The sequence below is a fragment of the Alkalibacillus haloalkaliphilus C5 genome, assembly GCF_000269905.1.
In the GTDB taxonomy this organism is placed as follows: Bacteria; Bacillota; Bacilli; order Bacillales; family Alkalibacillaceae; genus Alkalibacillus; species Alkalibacillus haloalkaliphilus_A.
Genome location: NZ_AKIF01000019.1, coordinates 13720 through 27109, shown reverse-complemented (window position 1 = coordinate 27109; position 13390 = coordinate 13720). Strand labels below are relative to the sequence as shown.

13 protein-coding genes are annotated in these 13390 nt (G+C 38.0%); 2 read left to right on the top strand and 11 right to left on the bottom strand.

The features are described from left to right. Positions 1–15 precede the first annotated feature (15 nt). Both A194_RS0103705 and A194_RS0103700 read right to left on the bottom strand, forming a co-directional pair. A complete protein-coding gene (locus A194_RS0103705; RefSeq protein ID WP_017185543.1) occupies positions 16–201 on the bottom strand; it encodes a hypothetical protein in 186 nt (61 codons plus the stop codon). 25 nt (positions 202–226) lie between these two features. Then, the gene (locus A194_RS0103700) at positions 227–622 is read right to left on the bottom strand and encodes a GNAT family N-acetyltransferase (protein WP_017185542.1); all 396 of its coding nucleotides are present in this window, start codon (positions 620–622) and stop codon (positions 227–229) included. 79 nt (positions 623–701) lie between these two features. Here A194_RS0103700 and A194_RS21285 point away from each other — a divergent pair, with 79 nt between their 5' ends. Together A194_RS21285 and A194_RS0103690 are read left to right on the top strand one after the other, a co-directional pair. Then, positions 702–1184, top strand: coding sequence for a VanZ family protein (locus A194_RS21285; protein ID WP_083834228.1), 483 nt, complete (start codon positions 702–704; stop codon positions 1182–1184). Positions 1185–1264: 80 nt separating this feature from the next. Next, positions 1265–2518, top strand: coding sequence for an amidohydrolase family protein (locus A194_RS0103690; protein ID WP_017185540.1), 1254 nt, complete (start codon positions 1265–1267; stop codon positions 2516–2518). 54 nt (positions 2519–2572) lie between these two features. Here A194_RS0103690 and rnr read toward each other — a convergent pair whose 3' ends face one another. The 9 genes from rnr to gap form a co-directional block, all read right to left on the bottom strand. Beyond that, positions 2573–4732 carry a ribonuclease R gene (gene rnr, locus A194_RS0103685; protein WP_017185539.1) on the bottom strand — a complete coding sequence of 720 codons (2160 nt, stop codon included), beginning with the start codon at positions 4730–4732 and terminating at the stop codon, positions 2573–2575. 25 nt (positions 4733–4757) lie between these two features. Further along, a complete protein-coding gene (locus A194_RS0103680) occupies positions 4758–5504 on the bottom strand; it encodes an alpha/beta hydrolase (RefSeq protein WP_017185538.1) in 747 nt (248 codons plus the stop codon). A gap of 161 nt (positions 5505–5665) precedes the next feature. After that, positions 5666–5899 (bottom strand): preprotein translocase subunit SecG, encoded by a 234-nt coding sequence (secG, locus tag A194_RS0103675; RefSeq protein ID WP_017185537.1) that lies wholly within the window; start codon positions 5897–5899, stop codon positions 5666–5668. A 98-nt stretch (positions 5900–5997) separates the two neighbouring features. Beyond that, a complete protein-coding gene (locus tag A194_RS0103670; protein WP_017185536.1) occupies positions 5998–7251 on the bottom strand; it encodes a dicarboxylate/amino acid:cation symporter in 1254 nt (417 codons plus the stop codon). Positions 7252–7446: 195 nt separating this feature from the next. Next, positions 7447–8730, bottom strand: a complete 1284-nt coding sequence (eno, locus tag A194_RS0103665; protein WP_017185535.1) for a phosphopyruvate hydratase — start codon at positions 8728–8730, stop codon at positions 7447–7449. Between the two features lie 22 nt (positions 8731–8752). After that, a complete protein-coding gene (gene gpmI, locus A194_RS0103660; protein ID WP_017185534.1) occupies positions 8753–10291 on the bottom strand; it encodes a 2,3-bisphosphoglycerate-independent phosphoglycerate mutase in 1539 nt (512 codons plus the stop codon). After that, positions 10284–11045, bottom strand: a complete 762-nt coding sequence (gene tpiA, locus A194_RS0103655; protein ID WP_017185533.1) for a triose-phosphate isomerase — start codon at positions 11043–11045, stop codon at positions 10284–10286. Before tpiA ends, gpmI begins: the two co-directional genes overlap by 8 nt. Then, a complete protein-coding gene (locus A194_RS0103650; RefSeq protein ID WP_017185532.1) occupies positions 11046–12284 on the bottom strand; it encodes a phosphoglycerate kinase in 1239 nt (412 codons plus the stop codon). A 75-nt stretch (positions 12285–12359) separates the two neighbouring features. Beyond that, complete coding sequence (gene gap, locus A194_RS0103645; RefSeq protein WP_017185531.1) at positions 12360–13367, bottom strand: type I glyceraldehyde-3-phosphate dehydrogenase; 1008 nt, start codon at positions 13365–13367, stop codon at positions 12360–12362. Between the last annotated feature and the right edge of the window lie 23 nt (positions 13368–13390).

Below are 13390 nucleotides of genomic sequence, written 5' to 3'. Positions count from 1 at the left end.
GATTTTGGAGAGACTTCAATTCCTTAAAGCTATGAGTCTATCAATCACCCATTCATTTTTCTCTAATACAAGATGACTAACAATCATTGAAAGTAGGAAAGTAATAGCTGGTATGTCTGTTTCAAATATACCTGTCACGATAAAAAAGAGTATAATAGACAACAATATAAGAGCGAACAAATATGTCATTCCCCGAGCCATTATTCCACATCCTCTCCACACACAATTATTCTTGTTTCAACTTCCTAAAACCATAAAATGAACGAAAATTAAGCTCTTCATAAAATGAGCGAGATGATTGGTTAGCCAATAGCTCAAGTCTCGCATCTGGGTAAATTGAGTGTATATAGTGAAGCAGTTCTTTTCCCAAACCTAAGCCTCGAAATTTTTGATCAATAAGCATTTCACAGATAAATAAGGTCACACGTGTATCAGTAAGCCCTCTGACGTAGCCAATTACTCCTTGATCCTCCTTTTCAATAACATAGGCTACATTTGAGTGTTGCCATGCTTCTTTTGTAGCTGAGTGATTTTCAATTAAGTTAGTCCATCCTTCTGCTTTATTTAATTGTTGTATTTTACTAATGTCTTTGTTTTGATATGGTCGAATAACTATTTTCATTATAAGTTCTTACCTTTCTCTTTCATTCTTGTCTAGTCCTATAGTTGAATATAAAAATTGTTTGGACATACCTTTTACTATGGAGGTGTTGTCAATGAGAAGACTAATAAAATCAATCCCAATTGTTAATATACTATTTTATAGCTATATAATCCTTTTATTAATGGCCAATTTACTATTTTACAGTATGAATATAAACATAGAGTACAGAACGTTTGGCCAGTACGATGACGTATCACACAACATAGTCCCTTTTAGTAGCATTACTAATTATTTTACTAATTTTACTCACTATAATTTTAATACTTGGTTTCATAATACCTTAGGAAACATTATAATGTTTATACCTTTAGGTGTTTTGCTTCCTATTGTTTATGACAGATTTAAAAATTTATCACAGATAGTTCTTTTATCTTTTTTACTCAGCCTAATAATTGAATTTATTCAATTTGTAACCGCGTTAGGTGTTTTTGATATCGATGATATTATTTTAAATACTGTTGGAGGGGTTTTAGGGTTTACCGTATTTAAGTGCGTACGAAATCATTTGTATATAAAATAAGTGATATAGGATATATGATAAAATCAGACTATAAACAATTTTACACTAGATTTGTGCCAATTAAGCGAGGAGCATGCTAAGTGATTTTGAAAAACGTAACATTTTTAAATAAAAACATGAAGTTTGAAACGCGAGATATTAAGATTACTGATGGTAAAATCTCATTTGAACCTAATAGCCACAATAACATTATAGACTGTGAAGATTACATTGTGATCCCAGGGCTAATCAATGGGCATTTTCACAGCTACTCTTCATTAGCAAAAGGGTTGATGAAGGAAATGGGTTTGCCAGATTGGTGCAACGACTCTGAGCAAGGAAAGGTTCAACAAGCATTCTTTGAATACATAGACGAAGTCCTTTCTGAAGAAGATTTTGTACATATAGCTCAAAAAAGTTATTTGGATATGATGAAACATGGGGTCACTTTTGTCAGTGACTCTGATCCAGGAGAAGCACCACATTTATTAAAAGATGCGATGAATGAACTTGGTATTCGTGGAATGATTGACGTTTACGAAGACATTGGAAATTACGTTCAACATACAGATGACAACATTTCATACGGATCCCATCTATTAGAAGAAGAGGATCTAACGAGTGAAGAGCTACTTAAAGTTAAAAAGATAAAAGAACAGTATAACCCGATTATGATGACCCATTGTCTAGAAAATGAATGGAGAAGCAATTTAGTTCAATCTAATTTCGGTAAATCAAGTATTAGCCTTTATGAAGAATTTAATTTATTAGATGAAAAAACGATACTGTTTCATACCGTCTATGCTTCAAATAATGATTTGGATGTCGTATCTAATAGGGGAAGTTCCATCGTTCACTGCCCGCTATCAAATTTAGATACCGGGGCTGGAGTTGCAAATATTAACGAGATGTTAGAAAAAAACATTAATGTTTGTTTAGGTACTGACTTTGCTCATACTAACATGTGGGATTTAATGAAATTGACTTATTACTTGTTGAAGATTAACCAACCCGTTAATAACTATGCTGCTGAAGATATTTTCAAAATGGCAACCGAAAATGGTGCCAAAGCTTATGGACTTCATGAAGAGACTGGTCAAATACAAGAAGGCTACAAAGCTGATTTAATTTTTATTAACAAAAATTCTTTGAAACCTTTAGTCAATCAAGGTGATTTTTCAACAACTCTTCACAATATGCTTTTTAGTGAGCATAGTGATTTAGTCCAACATGTCATGGTCGACGGTAAATGGGTGATGAAAGATCGAAAAGTATTAACAGTGAATGAAGAAGAGATTAATGAAAAGTATAGCCAGATCGTGAATGGCTTCCTTAACCAGCTTAAAAACAACTAACTTAGCATATAAAAGAGCATTGAATCGGCCCCAATTCAATGCTCTGATTATATCTTAATCCTTTTTCTTCTTTTTACGTTCTTTCATACCGACGATTTCAAAATCGACGACGCGTTCTTCAATGTTTGTTCCTATGACGCGAACTTTAATTTCATCACCAATTCTAAAGATATTACCTGTACGCTCACCAATCATCGCTTGAGCATTTTCGTGATAATGGTAATAGTCATCCGTTAGGTAGCTAACGTGAACTAAACCTTCAACTGTATTCGGTAACTCGACGAACATACCGAAGTTCGTAACAGAGTTAACAATACCATCGAATTCCTCGCCAATTTTATCTGACATGAACTCAGCTTTCTTAAGGTCATCTGTTTCACGCTCAGCATCCACAGAGCGACGTTCCATTTCTGATGTGTGTCGCGCTATGTCTGGAAGCTTCTCTTCCCATTTCTTTGTCGTTTGACTGCTAATGTCACCTTCGATTAAATACGTTCGAATTAATCGGTGAACGATTAAGTCTGGGTAACGTCTAATCGGTGACGTGAAATGCGTGTAAAACTGTGTTGCAAGTCCAAAGTGACCAACGCTCTCAGGTGAATATTTCGCTTGTTGCATCGAGCGTAACATCAGTTTTGATACAACTAAATCTTCCTTACTTCCAGAAACTTGATCTAAAACTTTTTGTAAAGCTTTAGGGTGAATGTCATCTGTTGTCCCTTTAATTGTATAGCCCAGGTTAGCAACAAACTCAAAGAACTTTTCTAGCTTACCTGCGTCTGGGTCTTCGTGAATACGGTGAATGAATGGCACGTCCATCCAATGGAAATGCTCAGCTATTGTTTCATTGGCGATTAACATGAACTCTTCGATTAAACGCTCAGCTTCACCACGTTCACGAAGGACAACATCTGTTGGTTGACCTTCTTCATCGACTTCGATTTCTGCTTCTTTAAAGTCAAAATCAATTGCTCCACGGCCTGAACGTTTGAAACGAAGAGTTTGAGCTAACGTAGCCATCAGTTCAAACATCGGTACAAGTGACTGGTATCGCTCTCGGACTTCTTCATCACCTTGTAAAATAGAGTTAACGTCTGTATAAGTCATACGTTCTTCTGTTTTAATGACAGCTGCAAAAATTTCATGATTTACGACTTTACCAGAACCATCAATCTCCATCTCACACCCTAGTGTTAAACGGTCGACATGTGGATTTAATGAACAGATCCCGTTTGATAAGCGGTGTGGAATCATCGGAATCACACGGTCTGTTAAATACGTACTTGTACTACGTTCGAATGCTTCTTTATCAATCGGTGATCCCTCTTTGACGTAGTTTGTCACATCTGCAATATAAACACCTAATAAGAAGTTACCATTATCTAATTGTTCAACACGGACTGCGTCATCTAAATCTTTCGCATCCGCACCGTCAATCGTAACGATTTGTTTGTCACGCAAGTCACGACGGTCTTCCAAGTCAGATTCGTCAATCGTTTCTGGAATACTATTCGCATGCTCAATCGTTTCATGATCAAACTCTGCTTTAATGCCATGTTTATGAATAATCGCTAAAATATCTATACCAGGGTCATTTTTGTGTCCTAGAATTTCAGCTACTTCACCTTCTGCACTTCTAACCCCTTTAGGATATTCAATAATTTTAACAATAACTTTATGCCCATCGACGGCACCATTTTCATTACCTTCTTTAATGAAGATGTCACCAGGGATCCGTTTATCATCTGCAATAACGAAACCAAAACGCCCATTATCTTGGTAAGTACCAACAATCGGCTGATCGTTACGCTCAATAATTCTAACAACAATCCCTTCAGGACGGTTACCTGCATAAGATTCATTTTCAATGCGGACATGGACAATATCACCATTCATCGCTGACATTAAATCAGACTGATGAATATAAATGTCTGAATGATTCTCATCATCTGGAATCAAGAAGGCAAAACCTTTCGCATGCATTTGAATACGTCCACGAATTAAGTTCATTTTTTCAGGTAAGCCATACAAGTCATTACGGTTACGAATTAACGTACCCTCATCTTCTAAGCTATTTAAAACCTTCATCAATTGAATGAGTTCATCACTGTCCGTAATTTCTAGTGTTGCTTGTACTTCTTCAATGCTTAACGGTTTTGTTGCCTCTTCTGTGAAAAATTGTTCTAACCTTTGTTTCATTTGTTCAAAATCCATATTATATCACCTCAAGTAAAACCATTTATTCAGACCAATCTAGCTTTTCTAAGTATTGATGAACATCTTCATGTACTTGATCTTTGTAATCACTTAATGTAATGACGTGAGGAGCACCCTCATACCATTTCAAATCTTTTTCATCACATTCAACATTGTCATAAATATAGTTAGCACTATCTTTATTAATCATTTCATCTTCTTCTGCTTGTAGTACGTACGTTGGCGCATAAATTGTATCTAAGTCTTCCCGTACAGAGTTAATCAAGTTCGCTAATGAATCAAATGTGTCATCTGACTCTTCCATTAACTCATTAACTTCTTGTTCGATTGTGTCTTTGTCCTTTTGTTGTAATTGCTTATATTCTTTTGCTTTAAAACGAAAGCCTGCTGAAAGCTCTTCTTTATTATCAAAGAAGATCGGCGTACAAATTGGGATAACCCCTTTAATTGGTCTATTCATCGCTAGTTTTAATGACAAGACGCCACCTAGTGATAAGCCAGCAACCGCAATTTCATCATAGCCTAACTCTTTTAAATGATCATAAGCTGCTTCAACATCTTCCCACCATTCTTTCGCTGTCGCTTTAGTAAGTTCTTCTGGTGGTTTACCATGTCCTCGGTAAATTGGTGCATGACATGTATATCCTTGTTTTTCTAAATAACGGCCAAGCATACGAACATCAGCTGAATGGCCAGTAAACCCATGTAATAATAAAACTGCTCGGTTTCCTGCTTCGAATGTAAATGGTTTTGGTTCTTTGATTTTCATCTCTGTCTTTCTCCCTTTCTACTCTACTCTCTGTTACGTTTCCCCAATTAGATAGGTTTAATCATTTTGTCATTCACACAACAATATTCCTTTATTTTCCATCGTTATAAAACATAAAAGAACAGTAAGTGTAACACTTACTGCTCTTTTAACGTTTATTTTTACGTTACGATATAACCTAATAAAAATGTAAAAACCATGAATGATACACCTAATACAACGGTTACACGGTGTAAAATGGCGTCCATGCCACGTGCTTTCTGTTTTCCGAAAAGATGTTCAGCTCCACCTGAAATCGCTCCAGATAAACCAGCACTCTTACCTTGTTGAAGTAATACAACCGTAATTAACGCAATCGTATTAAGAAATAAAATAGTAGCTAAAACTCCATACATAGCTATGACCTCCTATTGCGTGCGCACAATTCCATAACATTAATGTAGCACACTTTTCAGAACAATTTCAAGCTAATTTTAACCAAATAGCTAATCTATTAGCTTTGACTAACAGAAGGTCGATCGTGTTCTTCTGTATCTTCTTCTGTTTCATTTACCCATAGCGCACAAGCTGCATCACCTGTTACGTTAACGGCAGTACGCGTCATATCAAGTAAACGGTCAACACCTAAGATTAAACCGATCGCTTCTACTGGCAATCCGACTTGGTCTAATACCATCGCTAGCATAATTAGACCGACACCTGGTACGCCTGCTGTACCAATTGATGCTAATACGGCAATTAACACGACTGTAATCATTTCAGTAAATGTTAAGCTTTGGGCATAAACTTGCGCAATAAATACGGTTGCGACACCTTGCATAATCGCAGTACCGTCCATGTTAATCGTTGCACCAATTGGTTGAACGAAACCACTAACCGATTCACGCACACCTAATCGTTTTTGAGCTGTGCTCATCGATACTGGTAATGTTGCACCACTACTTGCTGTACCAAAGGCAACACTCATTACTGGTGCAAAGTTTTTAAAGAACCAGATTGGGTTTTTCTTGGCTAAGAATTTTACGACCGCACCATACGTAAGAATGGCATGTAATATGAGTACAAATAAGACAACCATAAAGTACTCGAACATAGCTGCAATAGCGTCTAAACCTGCTCCACCTACAGCTGATGCAATTAAACCGAATGCACCAAATGGCGCTGTGTACATAATGATCGTAATTAAGAACATAACAAGCTCAAATGCTTGCTCAAATAACTTGTGGATACGATCCGTTTTCTTACTTAATAACGCTAAACCGAAACCGACAAAAATAGAGAAAAAGATGATTTGTAACATTTCACCTTGAACCATTGCGTCGATTGGGTTAGTCGGAATGATATTTACTAATGTATCAACGACAGAAGGAGCTTCTTCCGCTTCAAAACCACCTTCTGCTTCAACATTATCAATAATGCCTGGTTCACCAGGTTGAACAACTAAAGCGACTGACATCGCGAGTGTCAATGCAATTGTCGTTGAAATTAAGAAGAAACCAATTGTCTTACCACCAATTCTTCCTAACTTTTTAGGATCACCTAAACCAGCTGTACCTAACACAATTGATATAAATACAATAGGTACTACCATCATTTGAATAAGACGTAAGAAAATATCACCTAAAGGTGCGAATAAGTACGTATCAACAGGTTCGAATAAGTTTGGTAAGAATATATTCATACCAAGACCAACTAATAGACCTAATACTAATGCAATAATAATCTGTTTCGTTAAGTTACCCTTCATCTATATTCCCCCCTAAGAAAGTTACTATATTGTTATGTTATCGCTTTCTAATTTATAAAAAAAGGTTTTTCTGTTGTTTTTCTGTGTTTACGATTATATATTGAAAATACTTATTTGGGAATTAGTTTTTACAATTGGAAAAATTAATCCTAGAATTGAACATCCTAGGGATCAAACTCAATCAAAACCATTCAATTATTTCAAGTTGTAAAATGCTGTTTGACCAGCATAAAACGCTGTTGTCATTAAATCATCTTCAATACGTAGTAATTGATTATATTTCGCGACACGATCTGTACGTGATGGGGCACCTGTCTTAATTTGCCCTGCATTTGTCGCAACAGCAATATCAGCAATTGTTGCATCTTCCGTTTCACCAGAACGGTGAGAGATGACGGCTGTATAGCCTGCACGTTTCGCCATTTCAATTGCTTCGAAAGTTTCTGTTAACGTACCAATTTGGTTCACTTTAATTAAGATCGAATTACCGATTCCTTTTTCGATCCCTTCTTCTAACTTCTTCGTGTTTGTTACGAATAGATCGTCACCAACTAACTGAACGCGATCACCGATACGCTCTGTTAATAGTTTAAAGCCGTCCCAGTCGTTTTCATCTAAGCCGTCTTCAATGCTTACAATTGGGAATTTGTTAACTAGCTCTTCATACCAGTTAACCATTTCTTCAGCTGTACGCGTAACCCCTTCACCTTTTAGCTCGTACTTACCGTCTTTATAAATTTCTGAAGCGGCAACGTCCATTGCTAACTTAATATCCTTGTCAATTGTATACCCAGCTGCTTCTACTGCTTCTACAATTGTTTCTAACGCTTCTTCATTAGACTTTAAGTTCGGAGCAAAGCCACCTTCGTCACCTACTGCTGTGTTGTAGCCTTTGTCTTTTAATACTTTCTTCAGTGCATGGAAAATTTCTGCACCTTGACGAAGTGCTTCTTTAAAAGTTGGTGCAGTTACCGGCATAATCATGAACTCTTGAATATCGACGTTGTTATCGGCATGCTCTCCACCGTTTAAAATGTTCATCATTGGTGTTGGTAGTGTGTGTGCTGAGAACCCACCTAAATATTTATATAAAGGGGTTCCTTGAAAGTCAGCAGCTGCATGTGCGACAGCCATTGATACACCTAAAATAGCGTTTGCACCTAGGCGACCTTTGTTTTCTGTACCATCTAGTTCAATTAACGCTTGGTCAATAATTAGTTGTTCTGTTGCGTCAAAGCCAACTAATTCTGGTGCGATAATTTCGTTTACGTTTTCTACAGCTGTTTCAACACCTTTACCTAAGTAACGGCCTTTGTTACCGTCGCGTAATTCAACCGCTTCGTATTCACCTGTTGAAGCACCGCTTGGTACCATTGCTTTACCGAAAGCACCTGATTCAGTTGCTACTTCTACTTCTACTGTTGGATTACCCCTTGAGTCTAAAACTTCACGTGCATATACATCTAAAATGTAAGGCATTGTCTTCACTCCTTAGTTTGATTTACTTTTTGATTAATGACTGTCCTGTCATAGCTTCTGGTTGTTCAACATTTAATAGTTGTAAAGCTGTTGGAGCAAGGTCACCTAAGACGCCATCCTCACGTAGCTCTACGTCCTCTTTCGTTACAATGACTGGAACTGGGTTAACCGTATGCGCAGTCATTGGGCTTCCATCTTCATTTAACACTTCATCTGAATTACCGTGATCTGCCGTAATAATCGCCGTACCACCAAGTTCAATGATTTGATCGACGACTTTACCTAAACATTTATCCACAGCTTCAACCGCTTCAATTGTCGGTTGTAGTTTACCTGAGTGACCGACCATGTCAGGATTTGCAAAGTTTAAAATCGTTAAATTAGGTGGATCCTCATTGAACCTTTCAAGTAAAGCATCCGTCACTTCGTAAGCACTCATTTCAGGCTTAAGGTCATAAGTAGCCACTTTCGGTGAATCGATTAAAATTCGATCTTCACCTTCGAAAGTTTGCTCTAAACCACCATTCATAAAATAAGTGACGTGAGGATACTTTTCAGTTTCAGCAATACGAAGCTGCGTTAATCCGTTGTTAGAGATGACTTCACCAATCGTATTTTCTGGTGTATTTGGCGGATAAGCAACATCAACATCGAGCTCATCACTATATTGCGTCATCGTTACCATATGAATACGGTCAATTGGATCATATTCACTTTCAAAGTCTTGCAAGCGATTATTGACAAACACATCCGTTAATTGTTGGGCACGGTCAGGACGAAAGTTGGCAAATAAAATCGCGTCACCATCATTAACTTGCGCAACAGGTGTTTCACCATCTTCGCTTAAGACGAACGGTTCAACAAATTCATCTACAACTTCTTCATTATAAGATGCTTCAACTGCTTTAACAGCATCTTTAACTCTAGGTGCATCACCGGTACGAATAGCGCGGAATGCTTTTTCAACGCGCTCCCAACGCCTGTCACGGTCCATCGCATAATAACGTCCTGAAACCGACGCAAGTTTTCCAACGCCGATTTCGTTCATCTTTTCATCTAAACGCTTTAAATACGTTACAGCCGTCTTCGGACCGACGTCACGACCGTCTAAAAAGGCATGAACATAAACATCTTGGACATCTTGTTGTTTAGCTGTTTCTAACATCGCATGAATGTGCTCTTCATGACTGTGTACGCCACCGTCAGATAATAAGCCAAAAATGTGCCAAGCACCATTTGTTTCTTTTACGTGATTAGCGGCATTTTTGAGACTCTCATTTTGATGAAATTCACGATTTTTAATCGCTAAATTAATGCGGGTTAAATTTTGATAAACAACACGTCCAGCACCAATGTTTAAATGACCGACTTCTGAGTTACCCATTTGCCCTTCAGGTAAGCCGACCGCTTCACCTGATGCTTTTAATGAAGTATGTGGGTACTGATTCCAATAACGGTCAAAGTTTTCCGTATGCGCTTGTTTAATCGCATTGCCGAATGCTTCATCGCGTATTGCATAACCGTCTAAGATGATTAAGGCTGTAATCGGTTGGTTAGGCATTCGCACCAGCCTCCACTAACTTTAAGAATGAATCTTCTTCTAAACTAGCGCCACCAACTAAAGCACCATCAATATCAGACATGCTTAATAGCTCATCGATGTTCGCTGGCTTAACGCTTCCGCCATACTGAATACGAACAGCTTGGGCGACGTCCTCTGAATACGTATCTTTCAATACTTGGCGAATGTGTGCACATACGTCATTTGCTTCTTCACTCGTAGCTGTTTTACCTGTACCAATAGCCCAGATTGGCTCATATGCAATGACAACTTGTTTTAACTGCTCTTCAGTTAGTCCGTCTAAACCATTTTTCACTTGCTGTTCAACAAATGTGAATGTTTCATTGTTTTCACGTTGTTCTAATGACTCACCTACACAAACAATTGGTGTTAGTTCATGGTTGAATGCAGCTTTCGTTTTCTTATTAACTGATTCATCCGTCTCACCGAACATTTCACGACGTTCCGAGTGACCAATGATGACATACTCCACTAAAATATCTTTTAACATTTCAGGACTTACTTCACCTGTATATGCACCGCTATCTTCAAAGTGCATGTTTTGAGCGCCAACTGAAACAGGGAAGTCACGTGCTGTTTCTGTTAATAATGGTAGATGAATGTAAGGTGAACAGACGACTGTGTCAACCTTCTCTGCTGCTGGTAATTTCTCACGCAAATCCATTAAAAATCTAGCGCCTTCTCCAGCTAACTTATGCATCTTCCAGTTTCCTGCAATAATTGGTTTACGCATTTATTTCACCTCTTCGTCTAATTCGTTAAGTGCTGCAACACCTGGTAAGACTTTACCTTCCATAAACTCCAATGATGCACCACCACCAGTTGAAATGTGGTCCATTTGTTCAGCATAGTCGAACTTCTCAACCGCAGAAGCTGAATCGCCTCCACCAATTACCGTGAACGCTTCTGTTTCAGCTAACGCTTTGGCAACACTTTTCGTTCCGTTTGCGAAAATGTCATATTCGAATACACCCATCGGTCCATTCCAAATGACGAGTTTAGAGTCTTTAATTACTTGGCTAAAGTTCTCTACTGTCTCGTTACCAATATCTAAACCTTCCCAATCGCTCGGGATCTCTTCAACCGGTACAATTTTCGTATTAGCTTCTCGCGAAAAGTCATCTGCTACTGTTACATCAATTGGTAAATGAATTGATACACCTTTTTCAGCTGCCTGATCAATAAAGCTTTTCGCTAAGTCAATTTTATCTTCTTCAAGTAAAGACTTACCGACATCGTGGCCTAAAGCTTTAATAAACGTATAAGATAGTCCGCCACCGATTAATAAATGATCGACACGGTCAAGTAAATGATCAATAACGCCAATCTTATCTTTTACTTTCGCTCCACCGATAATCGCAGTAAATGGACGATCCGGATTTTCTAATGCTTTACCTAATACTTCGATTTCTTTCTCTAATAAATAGCCTGAAACAGCTACAGGAACATGATGAGCAACCCCTTCTGTTGAAGCATGTGCACGGTGCGCTGCTCCAAACGCATCATTAACATATACATCTGCTAAAGAAGCAAATTGTTTTGCTAACGTTTCATCATTTTTCTTCTCACCTGGTTCGAAACGGACGTTTTCTAATAGTAAAACGTCACCATTTTCTAGTTCACTAACAGCTTTTTCGACATCTTCACTATATACTTCATCTGTTTTAAATACAGGTTGTTCTAAGTAATTGCTTAAATGTTGTGCAATTGGATCTAAACGTAACTCATCATCAGGCTTTCCGTCTGGTCGACCTAAATGACTAGCTAAAATCACTTTTGCACCGTTTTGAATTAAGTACATAATCGTTGGTAGTGCTGCTTGAATGCGTGTATCATCCGAGATTTCACCATTTGACATCGGTACGTTAAAATCCACACGACAAAATACACGTTTACCTTGTAATTCAACATCTCGTAAATTCATTTTTCGTTTCACTCGAATACCTCCAACGCTAAATTTAAGGAGGGACATAATCAGTCCCTCCTCCTATTTTAGAACAAGTCCTTCAATAATGAAACTAAAGATTCGTCATGAATCTTCAATTTTTTATAGGCCTTGCTCTGCCATATAAACAGCTAAATCAACACAACGGTTGGAGTAGCCAGACTCATTGTCATACCAAGTAACAACTTTAACCATGTTATTTTCCATAACTAATGTTGAATCACCATCAACTACAGAAGAATGTGGGTTACCGTTGTAGTCGGTTGATACTAATTGTAAGTCACTGTATCCAAGAATACCTTTTAGTTCACCTTCTGCTGATGCTCTTAGGGCTTCGTTTACTTCTTCAACCGTTACATCTTTGCCTAGTTCTGCCGTTAAGTCAACTAATGATACGTTTGGTGTTGGTACACGCATTGCCATACCTGTTAACTTACCATCAACTTCTGGAAGTACTTTACCGACTACTTCTGCAGCACCAGTAGATGTTGGGATAATGTTCTCACCAGCAGCACGTGCACGACGGTAGTCTTTGTGTGGTAAGTCTAAAATTTGTTGGTCATTCGTGTACGCGTGTACTGTCGTCATAATACCGCGGTTTAGTCCAAACTTGTCGCTTAATACTTTTGCAACTGGCGCTAAGCAGTTCGTTGTACAAGAAGCATTTGAAACGATTGTGTGATCGTCTTTGCTGTAATCTTCATGGTTAACACCCATTACAACTGTTAAATCTTCTTGCTTAGCTGGAGCTGAAATAATAACTTTCTTAGCACCCGCATCAACGTGCTTTTGAGCATCTTCACGCTTCGTGAATAGACCAGTTGATTCAATGACGATCTCAACCCCTTGGTCACCCCAACCTAAGTTTGCAGGGTCACGCTCAGACATAACATTGATCTCTTTTCCACCTACGACAATGTTATCACCGTTAACTTCTACTTCTTCTGGTAATTGACCATGTACTGAGTCGTACTTTAATAGGTGTGCTAGCATGTTTGCATCTGTTAAGTCGTTAATCGCAACCACTTCAACATTATCGTTATTTAGAGCCGCACGAAATACGCGTCGACCAATTCTTCCAAAACCGTTAATTCCTAATTTTACTGTCATAATAAATGCCTCCTATATTTAAT